Genomic DNA, 20,743 nt, shown 5'->3' on the forward strand with positions numbered 1-20,743 from the left:
GAAGTAAAGGTGTGGGTTTTGTTGTATAAGGGATTAAAACTGATAATGCTTGTAAAATATTTCTTTTTTTATCAAGAATCCTTTACAGGAAGAAAACTAAGAGGTAGAATTTCTATATACCTAAAAAAACTAGGTAGGTGAGAAGATGTTTAATCGTGAATTGGTTAAAGGTAGTACTTCGCTTTTGTTACTTCAGCTTTTAGAAGAGCGGGATATGTATGGTTACGAGCTTGTAAAAGAACTTGAAAACAGAAGCGGAAATGAGTTTTCGGTGAAAGAGGGCACTTTATATCCGGCACTACATAAGCTTGAAAAGCAGGAATATATTGAGTGCTACTGGAAAGAGCAGGAGAAAGGTCCAGCTCGTAAATATTACAAAATTACAGAAGCGGGAAAAGCGATGCTGCTGGAAAAAACACGTGAGTGGAATGATTTTGTTTCGGTAATGAACAGGATGATGGGGAGAAAGAAACATGGAACGGCTGAAGAGTGAATTTTTAGAAAGCCTGAAAGAAAGCCTCGGAAACCACAAAGAAAAGGAATCCATACTAGCTGAATATGAAATGCATCTGGATGAGCTTTTATTAAGTTTATACAAAATGGAGTATGACGAAATTCGGGAAGAAGTGTACTCAAGATTTGGTACACCAGAAGAGATAGCTGCGATATGGAAAGAAGAGCTTTCCTTTTCACCAAGCAATATGAAGTGGTTGTTTATTGCTGTGAATATTCTTTTCTTTACTGGTGGGGCCGTACTCACACTTGCTCACAATCTTCTTGACTGGGAGTGGCTGACAAATTTATGGTCTAATCTTACGTCCTTTCCTATCATTATTGCTTTCATTTATATGTTTTTTTGGGCACTTCTAGGATATGAGATTGGGAGGGGCTTTGGTCATAAAGGGAAAAGGGTTATGAAAAAGACCTTTATTTTAGCTTTAATACCGAATGTAACTTTAATGGTATTAACAGTCTTCCATCTTATTCCGCGTGAATGGTTTCATCCACTATTAACTGAAACCTTTATCGGTGTCTGTATTTTTTTAACACTTCTACTTTATCCAGTTTGCATCATCAGCTATCGCTGGGGGAAAAAAGCGTCAATCTGAGCTTTTTTTTGTCATAGTACATAGTAAAACTATGTATATAGAAAAACGATATAAAAGGAGGAACTATGATGAATGAAAAAATGTTGAAAAACGATTGGATCTTTTTGGCTCTATGTTTCATTTTAGGAATCGTTGGGGAAGAGGCATTTTTTAAGGATCAAATTGGTATATCCTATTTTGTTTTTATCATTTTGTTTTACACGGTATTTTTCTGGAGATTTCGTAAGTTTCCGTTTTCACACCAAAGGGTTGGATATTTCGTATTAATCTGTATTTGGTTACTAACTGCCGGATACTATCTCTATGACACACAGCTTTTTTATGCGTTAAATATAGTTGTCATCCCAGCTCTTGTGATCTTGCAGTTGTCGCTAGTAACATCCTCTAAAAATAGAGTTTGGCATAATTTCTATTTCTTCTTTTACACGCTTCTACGTGTAATTGACGGCTTGCGCTATCATGTGTTCTTTACCAAATACATTACAAACCAATCAAAGAAAGGGAACCAAAGGAATTTTGCAATATGGAAAAAAATAATACTGGGTATGACCCTATCCGTTCCCGTTTTGTTCATTGTTTTAAATCTTCTGATCTCTGCAGATGCCCAGTTTGAACGATTGATTATGGAGATTCCGTATATATTTAGCATTAATGTGGAGTTACTTATTAGAACCATCATTGTACTTATTTATACATTTGGCTTCTTCGGGTTTATGCAATCACTATTTATTAAGAACCATAAAATCATACAAAAAGAAGGACCAATAAAGCCCTTATCGATGGACGGAGTCGTTACACTGACCGTATTACTTTTGTTAGATTTTGTGTATATCGCTTTTGTGGCGGTTCAATTTACGTATTTTTTTAGTGGCTCATTGGAGGAAGGATATACGTATGCCGAATATGCACGGCGCGGCTTTTTTGAATTGCTCTTTGTAACCATGATCAACCTATCTGTTACAACAGGTTCTATTCAACTCTCGCGAACAGTATACGGTAACTTAAAGAAGTTCATTCGTATAGCTTTGTCTGTTTTAGTTCTTTCAAGTGTTATTCTTCTGATCTCGGCGTTTATGCGTATGATGATGTACGAAGAGGCGTATGGCTTTACTTTTACAAGAGTACTTGCTCATTCGTTTATGATTTTTTTAACGGTAATATTTGCTTATACACTGGTGAAAATTTGGCTTGAGAAACTATCTTTGTTTCATTTTTACTTCATTGCGGCCCTCGTCTATTATGTTGGTATCAATGTTGAAAATATTGATCAATTTGTTGTCGAACAAAATATTAAGAGGTACGAAAAAACTGGGAAAATTGACATTTATTATTTAAATAATCTTTCAGACACAGGAACACTTGGGCTTATTGATCTTTATCAAAGTGGAGCCAATATACCCGGATTAGAAGAGTTGCTTAAGCAAAGGAAAGCAGAACGGTTTTATTTAAAAAATACCTCTTGGCAGTCCTACAACTTAACGCGAACGAAGACAAATAAAGAGCTAGGAAAGTTAAATTTTTTAGAGGAAAATAAATAATCACATTAGTACAAAAAAGTTAGAATATTTTAAATAATATGTCTTCGATTCGAAATAAATAGTAAGATATTGTATATACTATCTTTTGATGGAGGTGAATACATATGGATGGAAAACCGATGCACTATGATGGAAGTTTGCATGGAGCCCCAGCAGAAGGGGAAGTGAAAGAGCAAGAGCCTTTTAAGCTCACTGATGAAATGAGAGCAAACATTAGTGGAAATCCTTTTACAACTGAGAACTAAAAATGGAAGGAAAGGGGGCATTCAAAGGAGCTCCCTTTTTCATGTGGAAAATTTCAGTTAGATGCATACAAAAGTCATTTTCTCACAAACTAGAATGCACAACAATGAAAGAAGGGAAAGATGAGAATATGACAAAAGTTTTATACATTACTGCTCATCCACACGATGACACACAGTCTTATAGTATGGCTGTAGGAAAAGCATTTATTGACTCGTACAAACAAAAGAATTCAGATCATGAAGTCTTACACTTAGATCTCTACAAAGAGGATATACCTCAAATTGATGTAGACGTGTTCAGTGGCTGGGGGAAATTACAGTCAGGAAAAGGTTTTGACGAGCTTTCTTCAGAGGAAAAGGCGAAGGTGGCGCGCCTTGGAGAACTATGTGATCAATTTATCTCTTTTGACAAGTATGTATTTGTTACTCCGCTTTGGAATTTCTCATTTCCTCCTGTGATGAAGGCGTATCTTGATGCCGTTTCTGTTGCTGGGAAAACATTTAGATACACTGCCGAAGGCCCAGTAGGATTATTAACAGATAAAAAAGCGCTACATATTCAAGCGCGTGGTGGGATTTACTCCGAGGGACCTGCTGCAGACCTCGAAATGGGACACCGTTATTTAAGTGTTATAATGCAATTTTATGGAGTACCTTCGTTTGAAGGATTATTTGTTGAAGGTCATAATGCTATGCCAGATAAAGCACAAGAAATCAAAGAAAATGCAATTGCAAGAGCCAAGGATTTAGCCCATACATTTTAAGCAAAAGAGCCAACGAAAAACTCGTTGGCTCTTTTGATCTATTGCTTTAGAATTGTTGTTCCCATTCTGTTCTTAAAATCCCCATCATAATACGATCGGAATAACGCCCGTCACGATAAATAGCGGAACGAAGTCTTCCTTCTTCAATAAAACCTGCTTTTTCATATGCGCGGATCGCCCGACTGTTATAGCCAATGACGTCCAAACCAACTCGATGTAGATTTAACTCATGAAATGCATAACGAAGAATTAATTGTAATGCTTCACTACCATAGCCTTTATTTTGATAGTTTGTATCTCCTATTCCAATGGCTAAAGAACCGACCCGATTATTCCATTCAATAGAGTGGATGACAACAAAACCGATTAAAGTGTCATCCTCTATCGTTCGTAAACGAAAATACGCTGAATTATGGCTTCGTTCTTTATCCTCTTCAAGTTCCGTAATCGAATGCGGGTAGGCGATATCCGTATCAAGATTACGTAAATAGTCTGAGTTTTCCTCCCAAGATGCCATAATGGCTGCGTCCTCTGCTCGGACAGTAGTAAGTTTTATTAATTTCCCCTTAAATAAATTCGTCATATTGTTCTCCCTTTTTTTGTATTTATATGAAGGAATCACATCATGCTACGCAATAAAATCTTGCCTCCTAAAATCTAGATAACTTAATCTTAATGTTCTTTTTTCCATTCAGCAATCTAATATTTTAGAAAGAAGGAAATATTTCCATCTATATCGAATGTTTAGTCTAGGAGATTCACATTTTGTTTTATAGGAGTGGCAACGATGTTTATAGAAACAGAACGGTTAATTATCAGAGGTTTTGATAAAAACGACTACCATGCAGTTTACGAATATACATCAAATCCTGATGGGATGAGATACATTCCAGAAGGGGTTTTCACTAAGGAAGATGCTAAGCAGTTTATAGTGAAAAATATGGGGGAGAAGGTTCTACATGTCAGCCTGAAAATATTGGTTCCTACCGTGTAATGGAAAAAATCGGGATGAGACGGGAAGGATATTTTAAAAAATGTATTCCTACTGATGATGGATGGTGGGATGAGTATTACTATGCCATCCTTGAGGAAGAGTGGAGAAAATAATGAGCCAACCAAAAAATATTAGTCTAGATCTATTCGAACTAAAATATAAGGAGAGTTTACTTACATTTGAACTTCCTAGCGATCAAGTGAAGTTTACTGCCTTGCCTAGACATGTGCTCGAAGTGCAAGAGGGACAATTTCCGATTGTGATTGTAGAAGATGACGTTCCTGTTGGTTTTTTTATTTTGCATTCGACTTCACGTGTGAAGGAATATTCCACTAACCCAAATGCTATGCTTTTAACGGCATTCTCCATTGATTATTCAAAACAGGGGAAGGGTTATGCAAAACTCGGATTACTGTTGCTCAAGAAATATATACAAAATCAGTTTCCAAGCTGTGACGAAATCGTTCTAGGGGTTAATCATCAAAATGTCCCAGCGCAAAATCTGTATGTACGAGTAGGATTTCAAGATACGGGAAGAAGAGTGATTGGTTCGCTTGGGGAACAGTTTGTTATGACTCTACGTATATAAGTTTTCCTTACCTAGAGCTGCTGATTGGGTAGCTCTATTTTATATGGAGGGGATTTTTCTGTTTTATTACTTAATAAATTGGGTGGTCAACCGATATTAAGAGTATTAGTAAGGTAGTGAAAGTAGGAAAATAGTATGACCTCCCTAGAATTAGACTTTAATATCCATATACCACAATATTATTCCTTTAGTTGAGTGGGGGGAAGAGAAAGCAGTTGCAGTGTTACTCTTCGGGTTTGAAGGATTGGATGCCATAGATGATCTACTTGGGAATTCAAAATGCGATAATGTGTATGTAGCTTCAATAAGAAGAATCCAAGCTAGTATAAAAGACCATATGATGCTAGTTAGATGGAGTGAAAGGGAGCATTTAATTATTGTAAAGGACTACGTTTCTGAAGAGGAGATTCTAAGTCTTGCAGAATCGACGGTCAAACAATTTTTAACCCCTGTTCATGCGGGAAGTAGAGATTTTTATATCTCTCCGAAGTTTGGAATTTGCTTTTATCCAAATGATGGGTCCGATTGGAACGCACTTGTGAAAAATGCAAATTTAGCCAAAATACATGTTCCTCCTGAAGATGACAAAAGAGTCATGGTATATAATAGCCAACTTCTTACAGAATCCAATGAAAAGAGAGACATTGAGCTGGAGCTTCATCACGCTGTAATTGCAGAGCAATTCGAGGTGTTTTATCAACCTCAGCTGTCCTTAATTTCTGGGAAACCTATTGGAATGGAAGCTCTCATTCGATGGAATCACCCAACGAAAGGGATTATTTCTCCATTGAAGTTCATACAGCTCGCGGAGGAATTACATTTAATTAATCAAATTGGGTTATGGGTATTGAAAAAGGCTTGTACGCAAACGGTAGAGATAAATGAGTTGTTTGGCCTTGATTTACGGGTGTCTGTGAACTTATCCTCGGTACAACTTCAGCATCCTCGACTTTTGCAGGATATTAAAGAAATACTTAAAGAAACGGGATTGGAACCGAGGTTATTAGACTTAGAAATCACGGAAGGAAGCCTGTTTAATTTTGAAAAATCAAGTCAGATACTTGAAGAAATTAAAAATTTAGGGATTCATATTAGCTTAGATGATTTCGGAGCGGGATATAGCTCACTAAGTTATCTAAAGAAATTAAGTATTCATCGTCTAAAAATCGATCGGATATTTCTATTAAATATACCGAAAGAAGAAGATACCCTCATGACATCGATCGTTACCCTGGGTCATAACCTGAACCTAAAGGTACTGGCAGAGGGGGCAGAAACGATAGAGCAAGTGAATTTTCTAAAGACAATTGAGTGTGATGAAGTGCAGGGTTATTATTTTGCAAAGCCTTTACCTTACTCTGAGTTTACCGCTTATCTTGATAAATACTTAAATATAGACTAACACGCGATTAAAAAGGAAAATCGCGTGTTTTTTTGATTAGAAAAAATGAAACCAGCGTAGCAGTTGTTCCGTATTACATGTACCACAAGTAAAAGGGAAACGAGAGGATTCGGAATGAAAGTTCAAAGTAAGTTCATTCGTATGACAAAGGTCTTGTATCTAGCCTTTACTATTTTTCTGCAAATCTACTGGTACAAGTTACGAAGAAAGCCTGAGTCAGAGTGGGAAAAGCTGTGGGGGAAGATCGGTGAGAGATTTCGGAAAACTCTGTTCGAATTAGAAGGGTTATTGATTAAAATTGGTCAAATATTAAGCATTCGTTCAGATCTACTTCCACATGCTTTTATCAAACAGATGGAGGACCTGACTGATCATGTGCCGCCGTCAAAATGGGAGGAAATAGAGCACATTCTTGAAAAAGAATGGGGAGGCTCTATATACCAGCATATAGAATATATAGAAAAACAGGCGATCGCATCTGCCTCTATCGGTGAAGTGTACCAAGCGTTATTAAAAAATGGAACAAAAGTAGCTGTAAAAGTTCAGCGTCCAAACATTCAATCTATTGTTCAGATAGATTTTCGGACACTAGGAATCATCATTTGGTTTGCTGACCATTTTGTCCCAGTACCAAAAGGATTTATTAATTTTCAGATGTTATATAAGGAATTAAAAGAAGTGATTGAAAGGGAACTAGACTTTGCAAAAGAGTTGGAGGCCCTGCAATCATTTAATAGTCGATTCAAGGGTCGTGATATTGTTAAAATACCTAATGCTTTTCCAGGGCTTTGTACGAACAAGGTGCTTGTCATGGAATGGGTAGAAGGAATAAAGCTAACAGATGTCGAAGGATTAGAACAAGTAGAAATCAGTCGAAAAGATATCGCTCAAGAACTTATTGAACTCTTCCTGCCCCAATGGCTAGAACCAGGTTATTTTCATGCCGATCCCCATCCAGGAAATGTCATGGTTAGTCAAGAAGGAAGAATTATTTTATTAGATTTTGGAATGGTAGGACAAATCAGTAAAAAAGATGCCTCCTATTTTCAATCACTTATTGAGGCTTTCTTAGCCAAGAATTACAAAAAGGCAGTAGAGTGTTTGGCGCAATTAGGGTTCCTGCTTCCAGATGCGGATCCTCGAACAATGGAGAGACTTTTATCTGAGCTCTTGTCTTTTCAAAAAGGCGAATTGAAAAATATGGACCTGCTTGCTTTAAAATTTGAAATGAATGACATGATTCAAGCCCTTCCTATACAGGTACCAACAAGATTCGTGTTTTTAGCACGGTCTGTTGGGACGATAGAGGGAATTCTACGAAGCGTGGCTCCAGAAGAAGAACCACTCGATCTTGGCAAACCTGTGTTCATGGAATGGCTTAGGAACCAAAGCAATAAATGGGCTTTTATCTGGCAGTGGATTCAATCACAACCGATCTTTAAAGTGCTTCATTCAGCCAATGAATTTCTTCAAGCACCGCAAAAGCTCGAGCAACTAAAGGAAACAGAACAAAGACGAAAGTTCCTATTTATTACTCAAGAAAATCATAAAAAGCAAATGTTTCAGCTTTTGTTAGTTGGAATAATGGGTGTAGGGTTTGGGTTGTATGTAATGCACCCTTTCATTTGGAAAATAGGAGTGGGTTTATCGGCAGTTTCCTTTCTAGGCTATTGGGTGGCGAGTTATAAGCAGAAAAAATGGATGAAATACATGCCGGAGAGGAAGCGGGGATGAGTATTTTCTCAATTAATATTATTAATAGAAAAGAGGCTTATTAACAATGAAACATATCCTTTTATGCTGTGCAGGGGGATTCTCCTCAAGTTTATTAGTAACAAAAATCCAGGAAGAAGCGAAGCAATACGGAGAGGATGCCTATCATATTTGGGCAATTGGTGTAGGAGAAGTTGAGCGACATTTAGAACATTTACGAAAAGCAGATGTGTTACTCGTAGCTCCACAGGTACGTTATTTACTTCCTGACTTTCAAAAATTAGCAAAAAAAGAGGGATTGCAGTTACCGATAGATATGATTCAACCCATGCATTACGGAACTTGTAATGGTGAAGCCGTTTTAACATTTGCAGATGAATTAATAAATAATAAAAAATAATTATAAGTAAAGAACCGGCTGAGTTAAAAAAATAGATCACTCAAATCGAGTGATCTAGCTGCTGATTACCGGTCATAGTTAAAGTCGCTTAAAGAATCCATATGGCTCGCGATCATGGCGATAATCGTACTTGCTTCCTCTTTAGAGAAGATAAAATTGGTTTCATCTTTAATTAAATCGTCGTCATCTGTCCAAATTCGGTTGACTCTGCGAAGAACACCGTCCCCTGTTTCTTGGACAATACCGAATTGGTAGGAAACTTCAATTTCATCTTCGTACATAAAGGCCGTCACTTCTGGCGTTTCCCACTCGACATCAACCTGTTTTAGTATATCATCGCTTTCATCCTCATCGTCCATGAGAACATAATCAACTTCAACATCGTCATCGTCGTCCACTTCGTAGTATTCTTCATCATCGAAATCATCATCATTCATAAAGTCATGCAAACTTTCATGAACCGCATCTATTATGTCCTCAATATCAGCAAGGATTGTTTTTGACGTTTGCCCCAGCTCTACATCAATGGAATCAATATAGAACTCTTCGTTATGTGGATCGAAATAAAGGGTACAAAAATACTCGCGATCATCGTCCTCTGTTTCTACGTAAAACTCCATTCGTGGATGTTTTGCCCCACGATCAACAGACATATGCCCCACTTGATCATACTTATCACAGATAGACTCTAGATGATCTTGCAATTCACCACTAACTCGGTCAAACCACTCTAAAGACATAGAAAATCCCTCCCTTTCAAGGTTATCGTTCATATTATTTCCTGCTTTTTCATTAAGGTACGTACCATAAAAAACCAATATTAAATTTGGTGACTCTCACAATAGATATCGACGATCTTTTCTATTTCATTGTGGTTCGGAAAATTTCCGTGAAAATCAAAGGTAATTTCTTCTTTAAAATCACCATGATGATACACTTGAATCGATCCCTTTTGTTTAATCACACTAAATTCGGTCTCAAATGTCCAGCTATTTCTTTGAATAGCTCCCAAACTTTATTCCCTCCTATGCCTTTTAACAATAGTATTTACCTAATAAAAGATTTTCGTACATAGTTCTGATTCTTTAAAGCATCCTATCATTAGGAGGTGTGTGAACGTGGAACCAAGAAAACCTGGAAGCGATAAACTACCTGATTTTGAACAATTGGATGATCGTGTAATCGCCAAACATACAGAAGCGCCCATGTTAGTCATTAAAACAAATTTAGATCCAGAGGATTCTACAGTAGATAATCCTTATTATAAAAATAAAGACCAAACAGATACGAAGGAATTTAGAGACTACTTTGAAGAGAAAAAGTAATGTACACAAACACTTCTTCCGAATAGGGAGAAGTGTTTTTTCCTATAAAGAAGGACAATTACAAGCCTTTCAAGAATGTATTATATGGAATTTCCATAAAAAGGAGCTGGTTTTATGAGTAAGTATGGTTTGTTTGGCAAGTTTACAGTCAAAGAAGGGGAACGTGACTCAATGGTAAGAATTTTGCTAGAAGCAGCTCAGTCAATGAATGAGTTAGACGAATGTGAGGTCTACTTAGTCAGTACATCTGATACAGAGCCAAATTCAGTTTTTGTGTACGAAGAGTGGAAAAATGAAGATGCTCACCAAGCCTCTTTAGCGCTTGAATCAACACAATCCTTAATCAAACAAGCGAAGCCAATTATTACGGGTATGGAAAGAATAAGTACATTAATGCCTATGGGTGGAAAATCCTCTCAAATGAAGTCGTAAAATTCTCATTCAGAACTAAATATTTAATCAAAAGATCTTCTATTTAGCAAGGTCTTTTTTTATTGTAATATAAAAACAAATCTATATATTGTGTTTTTGTAAAAAATATGTAACATTAACAAAAAAAACCCGTCTACTTTAATAGTGAAAACAGATACAGCAAACAACGTAGCATTGGATAAACCACCCATTTATTGTTAGGAAAGGGTGCAAGGCGGAATGTTAAAAACTAGATTATTTTTACTTATTGGGATCGGACTCTTTATGGTGTTGCTTTTTCTAACACCAAGTTTCTTACCTGCAAAAGCTGTCCCGGTATTGGATCTATCTGCAAAGGCAAAAGAAGTAAAAGAAAAAAAGAAGATTACAAGTGTTGAATGGAATGGAAATATATATCGAGACCTTGAAACACATTATTATCTTTTTTCTACGACTAAAAAAGGCACGATAAATGTAATTTGGGGATCGAATACAGTTGGTTCGGATTTTATCATTACTGATCAAATTTGGGGAGCTATGTATGGTAATGGAGATGTATTACCAGCAGGTGACTATATGTTTGTTGTCACTTCCAATCCTGCCGAATTACCGGAAGACCTCTCACTTCTTACTTACGAATTTACGCTTAAAGGTCTTTCGTTCAAAGAAGCACCAAATACTACTCTACCTAAGTTAACAATCGAGAGTCCTGTTGATTTGGTAACACATCTACCTGAAGGGGATCATACCATCACCTTTAAAGGTCGTTCAGATGCTGATTTCTTATTATACGGCGCTTCTGGATCTGGGGAGGAAGTGACGGAGACCTTAACTAGTTCATTTGAAAAGACCCTTGTATTCAATGAGAATAGTCCAGCCTATAATTTTTATAGAATAACAGCTACCAATGATTATGGGAATGCTGTCAATCGTTATTTTGAAGTATTGTATGAGGGTGGTATAAGAGAATAACAGGGTCCGCACTTATCGGTTGGGGGAGAAGGGTAAGCACTCGACTTGATAGACGGAGAAATTCCGCTTAATTAATAATTATAATCAAAAATAGCTTACAATAGACGGAGAAATTCCTCCTATTGGCTCGGAAATTTCGAAAAGGGGAGATTTTGCTTTGAATTAGCGGAAATTCTCCCCTTATTCCCCCCGAAACGAGCTCCATTCTGCAACTAACGGAAAAATCTCCGCTTATTCGGTACGTATTTTCAGTAAAGCACCTCAAAATGGTATCCTTCAGTAATTATGCCCTAAGCTTTTATTATTTGAGAATAGATGGAAAGAAAGGATCTATCACATGCAGCCTTTTACAAAGCAAGTAGTAATGATAATAAAAAATATCCCTGAAGGAACAGTAATGACGTATGGTCAAATTGCCAGACTTGCCGGTAGTCCAAGAGCTGCTCGCCAAGTTGTTCGCATTCTTCATTCGATGAGTAAAAAGCATTGTTTACCTTGGCATCGTGTAATAAATGCTAAAGGGCAAATCTCTATTCAGGATGATTCTTCTTATCATGATCAAGTCTTATCCTTGCAGAACGAAGGAGTGAAAGTAAGCGAAACGGGGATGGTTTGTTTAGATGAATATCAGTGGCATCCAGAAGGGATAGAGATTAGCAACTAGTTGTTGCTAATTCTCTCTTATTTTGATAATATCGTTTCGTAGCTAACGATTAAGAAAATTAAGAGGTGGGAAATATTCACTCATTTAATGAAAAAGGTAATTTACTTCCAGAAGAGATTGATACCATTAATCTCCTTACAAAATTGCCCATTCATTCACTAAACTTAGAAGCAATTGCAGTAGTGACTAATATATATCGTATGGAACAGGGCTTAAGAAATAAGATGGAACGAGAAGTCTTATCGGAATATGGATTATCGTGGACATCGTTTTCGATTCTTTATGATTTGTGGATTTGGGAATCTGTTGAGACAAAGAAACTAGCTGAGTCAGCTGGAGTATCGAAGGCAACGATAAGCAATATTACGAATACGTTAGAAAGAAAAGAGCTCTGCTACCGAAAAGTTGATAAAAGAGACCGTAGAATTACGTACGTTGCTTTAACAGAAAAGGGAAAAAAAGTAATGGAAGAGCTTTATCCACGATTTCATGTTGGAGAAGTAGATATAGTCTCAAGTTTATCTGAAGCTGAGCAACAAAGTATTTCTTCTCTATTGAGAAGAGTTATAAAGGAAAATAAATTTTAATATCGTAAAAGTAATGACGGAAACCAAGTAGTAGTTATCTCCCTGTAACAGAGAGTCGGTGGTTGGTGTGAATCGACACAAAGATAACATGAAATACATTCCTTGTGCTGTCTTTGCCAAGCAAAGAACGGGCGATCCGTTAAGTCGGTAAACGGAAATTCATCCAAATACAATTAAACAAGTAAAGGTGATCAAATTGAAAAAAGTAATCTTCATGGATATTGATGGAACACTGGTAAATGAACACGGAGTAGTTCCTGTATCAGCAAAAAATGCTATCCAACAGGCGAGAAAAAATGGACATCAAGTATTTATATGTACCGGCCGCTCAAAGGCAGAGTTATTTCATGATATCATGGAAATTGGATTTGATGGGATAATTGGTGCCGCTGGGGGTTACATTGAAGTAGATGAAAAGGTCTTGGTTCATGAGCGAGTTTCTACGGAAGATGTTATACATTTGGTTGATTTTTTTAATAAGCATCAAATAGATTTTTATCTTGAATCAAATGGAGGCTTATTTGCGAGTAGGAATTGTAAGAAGCATATACAAGGGATTATTAATAATTTCTTAGCAGAAAATCCACATGCTGAAGAAGAGGTCAAAAAGGGAATTCAGCCTTTTCATGATTGTTTAATCGACGGAGAGGATTTAATTCGTGATGATATTAATAAAATTTCTTTTTTAGGCTCTAACGTTTCCATTGAAAAAATCAAGCAGGAATTCTCTTCAAAATTCACTGTAATTCCAAGCACAGTTCCGCTATTTGGAGAGAATAGTGGAGAATTATCTGTACCAGGAATTCATAAAGCGGTCGCAATTGAGAAATTACTTGAGCATTTACAAGTGGACCGTGAGCACACATACGCGTATGGTGATGGGATGAACGATTTAGAGATGCTGAAGTTTGTAAAATTTGGAATTGCAATGGGTAATGCGAAAGAAGCATTAAAAGAAGCAGCCGATGATATCACAGATACGCATGATAACGACGGGATTTATAATAGTTTTAAAAAATATCAATTAATATAAAACATTGTCAGCTACCGTACTGGTAGCTTTATTCATGCGGATTCAAGAAAAAAGTGTGTATCGGAAGTAGTGGAAGCTACTTCCGTTTCTTTTTTGTGATTGTTTGGGTTGATATAGTAGATAGACCTTTAGTACAGTAATTATGTAGTGAATATTCAGAATACTACACCGGTGCAAGAAATAAGATAATGTAAAAAAAGAATATAAGTTGTAAGCGTTTACTGTGGATTAATGACATTAGTACAAATAAAAAGGGAACATGAAAATAAGGGAGGGTAAAAACAAATATGACAGATGTATATATCGTGGATGGTGCACGTACGGCTTTTACGAAATTTGGTGGTGTGTTTTCACAAATGGGTGCTACGGAGCTAGGGACAGCGAGTGCCATTGAAGCACTTCGCCGTTCGAAGGTGGAGCCAGTTCAGATAGATCATGTAATTTATGGAAATGTGATTCATACAGGTAAAAATGCATCCTATTTATCAAGACATATTGGATTGTACAGTGGAATTCCACAAGAGGTTCCAGCTCTCACCTTAAATCGATTATGTGGTTCGGGACTTCAATCCGTTGTAACGGCTGCACAGCATATTTTAGTAGGTGATGCAAACATCGTTCTTGCAGGAGGAGCAGAAAATATGTCGCAATCCCCCTACTCTAATTTCTCACAGCGGTTTAGCGGATCTAAAATGGGGAATCTCCAATTTGACGACATGCTGCTAGAAACATTGACCGACCAATATACAGGAAGTGGAATGGGGATGACTGCTGAAAAGCTGGCCCAAATCTATCAGATTACGAGAGAAGAGCAGGATCAATTTGCTGTAGCATCACATCAGCGAGCGGCCAAATCTGCCAGTAAGGGAATCTTAGATGAAGAAATTGTACCTGTTGAGGTGAAAACAAGAAAGGGTATTCAGATTGTTAAGACAGATGAACATATTAAGCCTGATGCAAATATAGAGGCACTTCAAGTTCTTAAATCTGCTTTTAAAATAGATGGAACCGTTACAGCTGGAAATGCCTCAGGAATTAATGACGGTGCAGTATCTCTTGTTATTGCTAGTAAAAAATTCATTCAAGAAAATCATCTAAAACCTGTTGCAAGAATAGTAGCCTGGGCTGTGGCAGGAGTAGATCCAACGATTATGGGCATTGGTCCTGTGCCCGCAATTACCCAAGCACTTCAACGAGCCAACCTTACTATTGATGACATGGATCTAATCGAAGTGAACGAAGCATTTGCGGCTCAGTATTTAGCTGTGGAAAAAGCACTGCAAATAAACCGAGAGAAAACAAATGTGAATGGAGGAGCGATTGCGCTAGGTCATCCTGTCGGAGCAAGTGGAGCAAGAGTTTTACTTTCTGCCGCTTATGAACTAAGAAGGAGAAATGGCCAGTTTGCTGTTGTTAGCTTGTGTATTGGTGGGGGCCAAGGGATTGCAATGGTAATAGAGCATGGATAATGAAAGAAGGCAGTAGGGCTTCAAAATTATAGCGTGTAATAATAAAATAAACAGCAGCTTCCATGAATAGTGGAAGCTACTATTTTATTATGTTTCCTTATGAAGAGGGAGTTCTATTATAAAGGTAGTACCTGAATTTTCCTTGCTTTTGGCAGACATTTGACCATTGTGATTCTCAATTATTTTTAGCGAGACTGATAGGCCTAATCCTGTCCCGATATCCTTTGTTGAAAAGAACGGTTCGAAAATATTCGCCACAATGGAGGCTGGAATACCTTTCCCATTATCACTGTAAATAATTTGGATATATTCATCTTTTATATCGGTACAGATTCTTACGGCTAATGGAGTGTCGCCTTCTGCCTGTATAGAATTTTGAAATAGATTAATAAATACCTGAAGCAACTCTTCGCGATTACATAACATGAAAAGATTCTCTGTATGTGGTGTGATATAAAAATCCAGATTTACATTGTGCAGCAAAGCTTCACTTTTAAGAAAATTCCATAAGTAGCTTGTAAAGAAATGCTTAACCTGCATGCGTTCAAACACTCTTTCTGAAGGCTTTGCAATACTTAGAAAATCTGTAATAATTTTATTCGCTCGATCGATTTCCGGAATGAGTAGATTGGAAAATAATTGACCGGTATCACTCGCCACCTCTTTTTCAAGAAATTGAAGATACCCGCGTACAGTTGTTAGAGGATTCCTTATTTCATGCGCGATACCAGCCGCAATTCGTCCTGCAAGTACTTGTTTTTCAGTCGTCTTTATCTTTTCCTCCATAAAAAAGCGATCTGTCATATCTCGTAATTGTCCATAGGCACCAATGACCTTGTCTCCTTCATAAATCGGTTGTGCATCAAAAAGACAAATAATGGGGTTTGCTAAAGTACTATAAAAAATGACTTCTTTACTATCATAAATTTCCTTCATTGTAAGGACATTATTAAAGTAGTCTCCTATAATTGGAAGTTCATAAATACTTCTAAATGGATGTTGAAAGATCTCCTTAGCAAAGTCAGTAAACTCTAAAATCATCCCTTCTGCATTGGTGATAATGATTCCATTTCTAGCTCCATTTAGCAATACTTGATTAAAGATATTAAGCTTACGATTTTGTTTTCTTAAAAGCAATTCTCGCTCAATGGAATCCACTAATTGGGTAAGCATTGGCATAAATAAGGGATTGTGAAATGCAATAGGGACCATGATACTTACGCTACCTAATAGATGGTTCTCATCCGTGTAATGAAAAGGAGCGCCATAACACGCCATTTCATGGAGAAAGGTGTGGTAATGGTCCGTTCCTACTAACTGAACGGGATGCTGATGTTCTAATGCCAAACTAACTACACTCGTACCTGTATCTTCTTGTCTAAATAAACTTCCCAATTTAATTCCGAATTGATCAATAGTAGACTTAATGAGTTCGTCACCGGCCAGGTCTAATAGGTAACCTTCTGAATCCGAAATAGTGATGAAAATTGGCGTTTCTTTTAATGTAAGTATTAGTTTTTCTGAAAAAAAACGAACTACAGACAGTATTTCTCTGTATTCTCCTTGTCTCTTTTGAACTTCTAATTTAGATAAATTTACTCTAGGACGAACGATCTCATTTGGATTCATCCCGGTTTCTTTACACTTCCGCTTTGAAAGTGTGATATAACTTGGTTCCTTTTCGCTCATGGTATAGCACCTCAAAAATAATAAATGCAAATTGTATTATAACATGAATGATGTATCTTTGGTCCCATGGATAGCGTTCGTAGATAAAGATAGCTAGAGTAAAAGGCACAATTGGTGGTGCTTTCATGTTATAATGGACAAAAAACATGGACATCATTATTAGGTTAGTAGACAAATCACGTGATGGTTATTAAAGGAAGGTATCTATGGTAGAAGATAACATTACAAGAATTCATCTAGACGGAAAAGAATACATACTTATTGGGACCGCCCATGTGTCAAAGCATAGTGCAGAGCAGGTGAAGGAGGTTATTGAAGCTGAGAAACCTGATGCTGTCTGTGTAGAGTTGGATAAGCAAAGATACCAATCGATTACGGATGGAAACAAGTGGAAGGAAATGGATATCATACAAGTGATTAAGGAAAAGAAAGCTTCCTTATTATTAATGAATTTAGCCATTTCTTCCTTTCAAAATCGGATGGCCGATCAATTTGGCATAAAAGCAGGGCAGGAAATGATACAAGGAATTGAATCAGCGAAAGAAACAGGTGCTACACTTGTACTCGCCGATCGGAATATTCAAATCACCTTTGCGAGAATTTGGGGTGGAATTGGCCTTAAAGGAAAAGCGCTTCTTCTAAGCCAAGTGATCGCAGGTATTTTTAGCAAGGAAAGTATTACGGAAGAAGAATTGGAAAAAATGAAAAGTCAGGATACTCTTCAAGCGATTCTTAATGAATTCACGGAAACTTTTCCACGATTAAAGAAACCTCTCATTGATGAAAGAGATCAATATCTTGCACAAAAAATAAAAGAGGCTCCAGGGCAGAAAATTATTGCCGTACTGGGTGCAGCACATGTTCCAGGAATCAAGGAAGAAATTAAAAAAGAACAGGATTTAACAAAGCTAACATCGGTCCCCCCTAAATCAAAATGGCCAAAAATCATTGGCTGGAGTATCCCAGTGATGATCTTAGCAATTATTGCGTATACGTTTGTTGCGAACCCACAAGCAGGGTTATCCCAAACATTCAGTTGGATTTTGTGGCATGGTGGGTTATCGGCTTTAGGTGCAGCAATTGCACTCGGGCATCCATTGACGGTGTTAACAGCGTTTTTGGCAGCACCGATTACATCTTTAAACCCAGTTCTCGCATCAGGCTGGTTTGCCGGACTAGCCCAAGCTTATGTCAGACGCCCAAGTGTTAAGGATTTTGAAACGTTATCCGAAGATGTGTTTAGTGTAAAAGGATTCTGGAAAAACAAAGTTAGCCGAATCTTGCTAATTGTAGTATTATCAAATCTTGGAAGTACACTAGGAACTGTGATTGGCGGAGCAGACGTCATACGAGTATTTTTCGAGAATTTATAATGTAGGAAGATGAAGATCCAAAGAGGGTCTTCATCTTTTATTATTTTGGGCGGAGCTATTGAAGGGTTTGGTTCCTTGGATATCCAGAAATTAGTGGAATGTATAAACATATTTCATATTCAAAACCTATTGGATTTCCCTAATCAAATATGATACATTATATGGAAATTAGAGGTGACGAAAAATGCAGTACATAACTACCTATACATCACAATTTCATCATCATAATTAGTAGTCTTGCTATTCGATTAAAAAATCGTACATAGGAAGGCTATTTCTCATGAACCGTATTTGCTTAAGTTTCTAACTTAACGAGTGCGGTTTTTTTATTTAACTAAAAGTAGGAGGCTGACAGAACATGAAGAAAATGGATTATCAAAATGTAAGAGGAACGCAGGACTTTTTACCGGAGGCCGAGGCGGTGAGAAGAAGAGTTAGAAGAACATTGGAAGATGTTTTTATTCAATATGGTTGTAAACCTCTAGAGACACCAATCTTAAACTACACAGAGTTGCTCGCATCTAAATATGGGGGTGGAGCTGAGATTCTTGAAGAAATGTATACACTTTCTGATCGGGGAAAAAGAGAATTAGCCTTGCGCTACGATTTGACCATTCCGTTTGCTAAAGTCATAGCCATGAACCCAACCGTTAGAATGCCCTTTAAAAGATACGAAATTGGTAAAGTGTTTCGTGATGGTCCTATAAAAACAGGAAGGTTTCGAGAGTTTACTCAGTGTGATGTGGATATAGTAGGTGTGGATTCACAAATAGCTGAAGCGGAATTAATGATGATGGCACTGGATGTGTTCAGAAAACTTGAATTAGAAATAACCATTCAATATAACAATAGAAAACTTTTAACAGGGTTATTAGAGGTCTTTCAAACTCCGCGCGAAAAAATGAACAAAGTAGTGTTAATCCTTGATAAGCTTGAAAAAATAGGGACGGTTGGAGTTGTTAATGCACTAACTGAGCTTGGGTTAGAGTCAACAGTTATTAATAACATCAAACAATTTCTAAACTCAAATAACAATACAGAATATAGTTATTTTGAGTTTTTTACCAATCAAAACGCTCTTGTCCAAAAGGGATTAGATGAACTAATGGAGCTAGAAGGCTATTTGGAGGATCTTGGTATGAAAACAGAATGTACTTTTAATCCATTTTTAGCGAGAGGGTTAGAAATCTATACGGGTAGTATTTACGAAATTTTTTTAAAAGATGAGTCTATTAAATCTAGCATTGGTAGTGGTGGAAGATACGATAACGCAATTGGTGGACTGATTGACACAGATCAGAAGTTTTCAACCGTAGGAATTTCTTTTGGTTTGGATGTAATTTATACGGCGATTAGCTCAAACAAGAAGATGAACCAGGAGGAATCTAGGATAGATTATTATATTATTCCGATTAACACGGAAAAAGAGACTTTAAAAGTGGCGAGGCGGCTTAGGGAAAGGGGTTATAACGTAGAAATGGAACTAGGAAAAAAGAAACTTGGGAAGTTGATGGAAAAAGCCAACAAAGAAGGTTTTCCAAATGTCATTATCATAGGAGAAGAGGAAGTAAAATTGAATCAAATAAAAATAAAAGAGATGAAATCGGGACAGGAAAGAACAGAATTCTTTCCATTTTAACAAATAAAAATGGTGTATAATGGAAAGTACCATGACAGTAGGTGAGAATTATATATGAAAATACGAAAGATTAATACAGGGGACTCAGTTCCATTTGATTTGTTGCTTGAAGCTGATCCGTCTCGAAAAATAGTAGAAGAGTATATCAGAAGGGGAGATTGCTATATAGCTGAAGACTCAAACACAGTAGTTGGTGTTTACGTTCTACTCACTACTAGACCTGGAACCGTTGAGCTAGTGAATCTTTCCGTTTTAGAGAGTGAACAAGAGAAAGGGCTTGGCAAAAAGCTTGTTTTGCACGCTATCCAGATAGCTATAGATCATGGATTTCACCGAATTGAAATAGGTACGGGTAATTCAAGTATTGGACAGCTGGCACTTTATCAAAAATGTGGATTTCGAATTGTGGGTGTAGACATCGACTTTTTTAGCAAGAATTACCCAGAGGAAATCTACGAAAATGGTATCCATTGTAGAGATATGATTCGACTAGCAAGAGATTTGTAAGAAGACAGGGGGAGTTTTTATGATTTTAGAAGCGGTAATGCTTCAGGTTAGAGAGGGGCTTGAAGAGGAATACGAGGACGCATTTCGACAAGCATCCAGCATTATTTCTAGTATGAGAGGCTATCAGTCACATGAGTTACAGCGCTGTTTGGAAGTGAAGGGAAAGTATTTGTTACTTGTGAAGTGGGACACATTAGAGGATCACACAATTGGATTTCGTGGGTCAGCAGAATACCAGGAGTGGAAACTTTTATTACACCATTTCTATGACCCATTTCCGACAGTAGAGCATTTTAGTAAGGTTGTAAATTAACTAATTC

Annotated in this window: 24 protein-coding genes and 1 pseudogene; 21 read left to right on the plus strand and 4 right to left on the minus strand. The window is 37.1% G+C overall.

All coding sequences use genetic code 11. The features are described from left to right. The first annotated feature begins 145 nt into the window (after positions 1-145). The 5 genes from ACVBAX_RS07330 (at position 146) to ACVBAX_RS07350 (ending at position 3,656) form a co-directional block, all read left to right on the plus strand. Positions 146-493, plus strand: a complete 348-nt coding sequence (locus ACVBAX_RS07330; protein ID WP_430775417.1) for a PadR family transcriptional regulator — start codon at positions 146-148, stop codon at positions 491-493. Further along, positions 474-1,109: an HAAS signaling domain-containing protein gene (locus ACVBAX_RS07335; RefSeq protein ID WP_430775418.1), complete on the plus strand. Its 636-nt coding sequence runs from the start codon at positions 474-476 to the stop codon at positions 1,107-1,109. Before ACVBAX_RS07330 ends, ACVBAX_RS07335 begins: the two co-directional genes overlap by 20 nt. 65 nt (positions 1,110-1,174) lie before the next feature. Beyond that, entirely contained in the window at positions 1,175-2,647 is a 1,473-nt protein-coding gene (locus ACVBAX_RS07340) for a DUF4153 domain-containing protein (RefSeq protein ID WP_447116458.1), read from the plus strand. 104 nt (positions 2,648-2,751) lie between these two features. Continuing rightward, the gene (locus ACVBAX_RS07345; protein WP_447116459.1) at positions 2,752-2,892 is read left to right on the plus strand and encodes a hypothetical protein; all 141 of its coding nucleotides are present in this window, start codon (positions 2,752-2,754) and stop codon (positions 2,890-2,892) included. A gap of 128 nt (positions 2,893-3,020) precedes the next feature. Continuing rightward, entirely contained in the window at positions 3,021-3,656 is a 636-nt protein-coding gene (locus ACVBAX_RS07350) for an FMN-dependent NADH-azoreductase (RefSeq protein WP_430775513.1), read from the plus strand. A 46-nt stretch (positions 3,657-3,702) separates the two neighbouring features. Here ACVBAX_RS07350 and ACVBAX_RS07355 read toward each other — a convergent pair whose 3' ends face one another. After that, complete coding sequence (locus ACVBAX_RS07355; RefSeq protein WP_430775422.1) at positions 3,703-4,239, minus strand: GNAT family N-acetyltransferase; 537 nt, start codon at positions 4,237-4,239, stop codon at positions 3,703-3,705. A 204-nt stretch (positions 4,240-4,443) separates the two neighbouring features. Between ACVBAX_RS07355 and ACVBAX_RS07360 the strand changes: the two are divergent. From ACVBAX_RS07360 to ACVBAX_RS07380, 5 genes and pseudogenes are all read left to right on the plus strand, one after another. Beyond that, positions 4,444-4,763: pseudogene (locus tag ACVBAX_RS07360) on the plus strand (GNAT family N-acetyltransferase). Further along, entirely contained in the window at positions 4,763-5,239 is a 477-nt protein-coding gene (locus tag ACVBAX_RS07365; protein ID WP_447116460.1) for a GNAT family N-acetyltransferase, read from the plus strand. Before ACVBAX_RS07360 ends, ACVBAX_RS07365 begins: the two are co-directional and overlap by 1 nt. A gap of 181 nt (positions 5,240-5,420) precedes the next feature. Further along, on the plus strand, positions 5,421-6,641 hold the full coding sequence (locus ACVBAX_RS07370; RefSeq protein ID WP_447116501.1) for a putative bifunctional diguanylate cyclase/phosphodiesterase: 1,221 nt from the start codon (positions 5,421-5,423) through the stop codon (positions 6,639-6,641). A 114-nt stretch (positions 6,642-6,755) separates the two neighbouring features. Then, entirely contained in the window at positions 6,756-8,375 is a 1,620-nt protein-coding gene (locus ACVBAX_RS07375) for an ABC1 kinase family protein (protein WP_447116461.1), read from the plus strand. Between the two features lie 46 nt (positions 8,376-8,421). After that, complete coding sequence (locus ACVBAX_RS07380; protein WP_447116462.1) at positions 8,422-8,754, plus strand: PTS sugar transporter subunit IIB; 333 nt, start codon at positions 8,422-8,424, stop codon at positions 8,752-8,754. A 65-nt stretch (positions 8,755-8,819) separates the two neighbouring features. Here ACVBAX_RS07380 and ACVBAX_RS07385 read toward each other — a convergent pair whose 3' ends face one another. Both ACVBAX_RS07385 and ACVBAX_RS07390 read right to left on the minus strand, forming a co-directional pair. Then, on the minus strand, positions 8,820-9,494 hold the full coding sequence (locus tag ACVBAX_RS07385) for a hypothetical protein (protein ID WP_447116463.1): 675 nt from the start codon (positions 9,492-9,494) through the stop codon (positions 8,820-8,822). Positions 9,495-9,574: 80 nt separating this feature from the next. Next, a complete protein-coding gene (locus ACVBAX_RS07390) occupies positions 9,575-9,766 on the minus strand; it encodes a DUF5370 family protein (RefSeq protein WP_447116464.1) in 192 nt (63 codons plus the stop codon). A gap of 106 nt (positions 9,767-9,872) precedes the next feature. Here ACVBAX_RS07390 and ACVBAX_RS07395 point away from each other — a divergent pair, with 106 nt between their 5' ends. The 7 genes from ACVBAX_RS07395 to ACVBAX_RS07425 all read left to right on the plus strand — a co-directional run bounded on the left by ACVBAX_RS07395 (position 9,873) and on the right by ACVBAX_RS07425 (position 15,215). Further along, positions 9,873-10,079, plus strand: a complete 207-nt coding sequence (locus ACVBAX_RS07395; protein WP_119707862.1) for a hypothetical protein — start codon at positions 9,873-9,875, stop codon at positions 10,077-10,079. Between the two features lie 114 nt (positions 10,080-10,193). Further along, positions 10,194-10,511 carry a putative quinol monooxygenase gene (locus tag ACVBAX_RS07400; protein ID WP_447116465.1) on the plus strand — a complete coding sequence of 106 codons (318 nt, stop codon included), beginning with the start codon at positions 10,194-10,196 and terminating at the stop codon, positions 10,509-10,511. Positions 10,512-10,730: 219 nt separating this feature from the next. Continuing rightward, positions 10,731-11,462 (plus strand): hypothetical protein, encoded by a 732-nt coding sequence (locus ACVBAX_RS07405; protein ID WP_447116466.1) that lies wholly within the window; start codon positions 10,731-10,733, stop codon positions 11,460-11,462. Positions 11,463-11,799: 337 nt separating this feature from the next. After that, the gene (locus tag ACVBAX_RS07410) at positions 11,800-12,126 is read left to right on the plus strand and encodes an MGMT family protein (RefSeq protein ID WP_447116467.1); all 327 of its coding nucleotides are present in this window, start codon (positions 11,800-11,802) and stop codon (positions 12,124-12,126) included. Between the two features lie 74 nt (positions 12,127-12,200). Then, positions 12,201-12,713: a MarR family transcriptional regulator gene (locus tag ACVBAX_RS07415; RefSeq protein WP_447116502.1), complete on the plus strand. Its 513-nt coding sequence runs from the start codon at positions 12,201-12,203 to the stop codon at positions 12,711-12,713. Between the two features lie 214 nt (positions 12,714-12,927). Then, complete coding sequence (locus ACVBAX_RS07420) at positions 12,928-13,746, plus strand: Cof-type HAD-IIB family hydrolase (RefSeq protein WP_447116503.1); 819 nt, start codon at positions 12,928-12,930, stop codon at positions 13,744-13,746. Positions 13,747-14,033: 287 nt separating this feature from the next. Next, a complete protein-coding gene (locus tag ACVBAX_RS07425; protein WP_447116468.1) occupies positions 14,034-15,215 on the plus strand; it encodes an acetyl-CoA C-acetyltransferase in 1,182 nt (393 codons plus the stop codon). 87 nt (positions 15,216-15,302) lie between these two features. On the opposite strand, the gene ACVBAX_RS07430 is transcribed toward ACVBAX_RS07425, so the two are convergent. Beyond that, positions 15,303-16,904 carry an ATP-binding protein gene (locus tag ACVBAX_RS07430; protein WP_447116469.1) on the minus strand — a complete coding sequence of 534 codons (1,602 nt, stop codon included), beginning with the start codon at positions 16,902-16,904 and terminating at the stop codon, positions 15,303-15,305. A gap of 206 nt (positions 16,905-17,110) precedes the next feature. Here ACVBAX_RS07430 and ACVBAX_RS07435 point away from each other — a divergent pair, with 206 nt between their 5' ends. The 4 genes from ACVBAX_RS07435 to ACVBAX_RS07450 all read left to right on the plus strand — a co-directional run bounded on the left by ACVBAX_RS07435 (position 17,111) and on the right by ACVBAX_RS07450 (position 20,736). Then, a complete protein-coding gene (locus ACVBAX_RS07435; protein WP_447116470.1) occupies positions 17,111-18,277 on the plus strand; it encodes a TraB/GumN family protein in 1,167 nt (388 codons plus the stop codon). Positions 18,278-18,635: 358 nt separating this feature from the next. Beyond that, positions 18,636-19,916, plus strand: a complete 1,281-nt coding sequence (locus tag ACVBAX_RS07440; protein WP_447116471.1) for a histidine--tRNA ligase — start codon at positions 18,636-18,638, stop codon at positions 19,914-19,916. A gap of 54 nt (positions 19,917-19,970) precedes the next feature. Beyond that, positions 19,971-20,423, plus strand: a complete 453-nt coding sequence (locus ACVBAX_RS07445; protein WP_447116472.1) for a GNAT family N-acetyltransferase — start codon at positions 19,971-19,973, stop codon at positions 20,421-20,423. A 19-nt stretch (positions 20,424-20,442) separates the two neighbouring features. Continuing rightward, positions 20,443-20,736 carry an antibiotic biosynthesis monooxygenase family protein gene (locus tag ACVBAX_RS07450; RefSeq protein WP_447116473.1) on the plus strand — a complete coding sequence of 98 codons (294 nt, stop codon included), beginning with the start codon at positions 20,443-20,445 and terminating at the stop codon, positions 20,734-20,736. Positions 20,737-20,743: the final 7 nt, after the last annotated feature.

The organism is Robertmurraya sp. GLU-23 (assembly GCF_052983275.1).

Excerpts from the sequence above, each read along its gene's own strand:
- ACVBAX_RS07330 (WP_430775417.1), top strand. The coding sequence starts at position 146 with ATGTTTAATCGTGAATTGGTTAAAGGTAGTACTTCGCTTTTGTTACTT.
- ACVBAX_RS07335 (WP_430775418.1), top strand. The coding sequence starts at position 474 with ATGGAACGGCTGAAGAGTGAATTTTTAGAAAGCCTGAAAGAAAGCCTC.
- ACVBAX_RS07340 (WP_447116458.1), top strand. The coding sequence starts at position 1,175 with ATGATGAATGAAAAAATGTTGAAAAACGATTGGATCTTTTTGGCTCTA.
- ACVBAX_RS07345 (WP_447116459.1), top strand. The coding sequence starts at position 2,752 with ATGGATGGAAAACCGATGCACTATGATGGAAGTTTGCATGGAGCCCCA.
- ACVBAX_RS07350 (WP_430775513.1), top strand. The coding sequence starts at position 3,021 with ATGACAAAAGTTTTATACATTACTGCTCATCCACACGATGACACACAG.
- ACVBAX_RS07355 (WP_430775422.1), bottom strand. The coding sequence starts at position 4,239 with ATGACGAATTTATTTAAGGGGAAATTAATAAAACTTACTACTGTCCGA.
- ACVBAX_RS07365 (WP_447116460.1), top strand. The coding sequence starts at position 4,763 with ATGAGCCAACCAAAAAATATTAGTCTAGATCTATTCGAACTAAAATAT.
- ACVBAX_RS07375 (WP_447116461.1), top strand. The coding sequence starts at position 6,756 with ATGAAAGTTCAAAGTAAGTTCATTCGTATGACAAAGGTCTTGTATCTA.
- ACVBAX_RS07380 (WP_447116462.1), top strand. The coding sequence starts at position 8,422 with ATGAAACATATCCTTTTATGCTGTGCAGGGGGATTCTCCTCAAGTTTA.
- ACVBAX_RS07385 (WP_447116463.1), bottom strand. The coding sequence starts at position 9,494 with ATGTCTTTAGAGTGGTTTGACCGAGTTAGTGGTGAATTGCAAGATCAT.
- ACVBAX_RS07400 (WP_447116465.1), top strand. The coding sequence starts at position 10,194 with ATGAGTAAGTATGGTTTGTTTGGCAAGTTTACAGTCAAAGAAGGGGAA.
- ACVBAX_RS07405 (WP_447116466.1), top strand. The coding sequence starts at position 10,731 with ATGTTAAAAACTAGATTATTTTTACTTATTGGGATCGGACTCTTTATG.
- ACVBAX_RS07410 (WP_447116467.1), top strand. The coding sequence starts at position 11,800 with ATGCAGCCTTTTACAAAGCAAGTAGTAATGATAATAAAAAATATCCCT.
- ACVBAX_RS07420 (WP_447116503.1), top strand. The coding sequence starts at position 12,928 with ATGGATATTGATGGAACACTGGTAAATGAACACGGAGTAGTTCCTGTA.
- ACVBAX_RS07425 (WP_447116468.1), top strand. The coding sequence starts at position 14,034 with ATGACAGATGTATATATCGTGGATGGTGCACGTACGGCTTTTACGAAA.
- ACVBAX_RS07430 (WP_447116469.1), bottom strand. The coding sequence starts at position 16,904 with ATGAGCGAAAAGGAACCAAGTTATATCACACTTTCAAAGCGGAAGTGT.
- ACVBAX_RS07435 (WP_447116470.1), top strand. The coding sequence starts at position 17,111 with ATGGTAGAAGATAACATTACAAGAATTCATCTAGACGGAAAAGAATAC.
- ACVBAX_RS07440 (WP_447116471.1), top strand. The coding sequence starts at position 18,636 with ATGAAGAAAATGGATTATCAAAATGTAAGAGGAACGCAGGACTTTTTA.
- ACVBAX_RS07445 (WP_447116472.1), top strand. The coding sequence starts at position 19,971 with ATGAAAATACGAAAGATTAATACAGGGGACTCAGTTCCATTTGATTTG.
- ACVBAX_RS07450 (WP_447116473.1), top strand. The coding sequence starts at position 20,443 with ATGATTTTAGAAGCGGTAATGCTTCAGGTTAGAGAGGGGCTTGAAGAG.